1 protein-coding gene is annotated in these 1040 nt (G+C 48.6%); it reads left to right on the top strand.

Features of this window, described 5'->3' with window-relative positions; genetic code table 11:
- Nucleotides 1–807: 807 nt before the first annotated feature.
- On the top strand, nucleotides 808–1040 hold a 233-nt coding region (locus NHN17_RS25815), incomplete at its 3' end, for a hypothetical protein (protein WP_255045533.1).

The raw sequence follows: 1040 nt of genomic DNA, 5'->3' as shown, positions 1-1040 counted from the left end.
GCGGGAAACGTCCGTTCGCAACTCACTTAACATAACACCCGTTAACCGAACTCCGAAAGGTCGCCCCAGGCGGCCTTTTTCACGCCTCTGGCTTGCGTTTTTTAGGTGTTTGAAAGGCTGGGAGTAATGCAAGTTACCCTCCGATTCTGTGGATGGAAAGCTATAGTGCGAACGATAGAGGGGGATCCAATAGAGGTTCAAAGGTAATTGGGGGGGCAAAAACAGGGGGAATAAAAAAAAATTTTTTTTCGATGTAAATGCTTGAACGACTAGCCATGATCTACGTAAGATAAAGCCCAGATGTGAAAAAACCAGCCCGGCAAGGCTGGTTTTCTCGGAATACTTACGGGTTTGAACGGCCTATGTAAGTCCTTTCATGATAGCCATATCACGTAAGCACTTCAAGTATTCCTAGTTGGTGAGTGGTAGGAAAAAGTGTCACTAGCGCCAGCTTCCAGCATCATGCGTTGACCGAACCAAGGTCTGAAGGCCTTAATCAGTAATGTTTAAGGACGACACTAGCGGTTCACCCGATAGCGCACACCATATGAGTGATTCGACCGTAGCGCTGCCGTATTGAGGCAGACAACGAGGCTTGTAGATTGGGGTAACCCTTGCAAGGTACGAAACGGAAGAATGGCGGGAAACGGTGAGGGTGGAGGCGTAACAGCCTGTAATTCCTGCGGTTAGCTTGTGTTACCAGAGCTAACCAGATGATAGCGATATACTCGGCTCCGGTCGGCATGAATCATCTGCACACACTAGAGTTCAAACGAGAGTTACTCTCCGCTGAGCTCTAGGGTGAGTATGGGCAGAATTCCGCTTCAACCTCTCACCAATCAGCATGTCGCCACCTTTCTAAACTTCAACTCAAACTTTAATTTTTGGGTGGTTTCTTTATCAACGGTCGAGTGCTGGTACCAGTTGCAGAGCGAGGTACGAGCGAACCCACTGGTGACAGTGCTGACCCGCCTACGGCAGGATCAACAATGCTTATTTGAGAGTGAGGCCATCGAATTTACATTTTGGGGCTCAGGTAC

This window comes from Photobacterium pectinilyticum (assembly GCF_024357955.1).
Classification (GTDB): Bacteria; Pseudomonadota; Gammaproteobacteria; order Enterobacterales; family Vibrionaceae; genus Photobacterium; species Photobacterium pectinilyticum.
The sequence above is the reverse complement of the archived record's forward strand: the minus strand, read 5'-3'. Positions and strand labels throughout refer to the sequence as shown.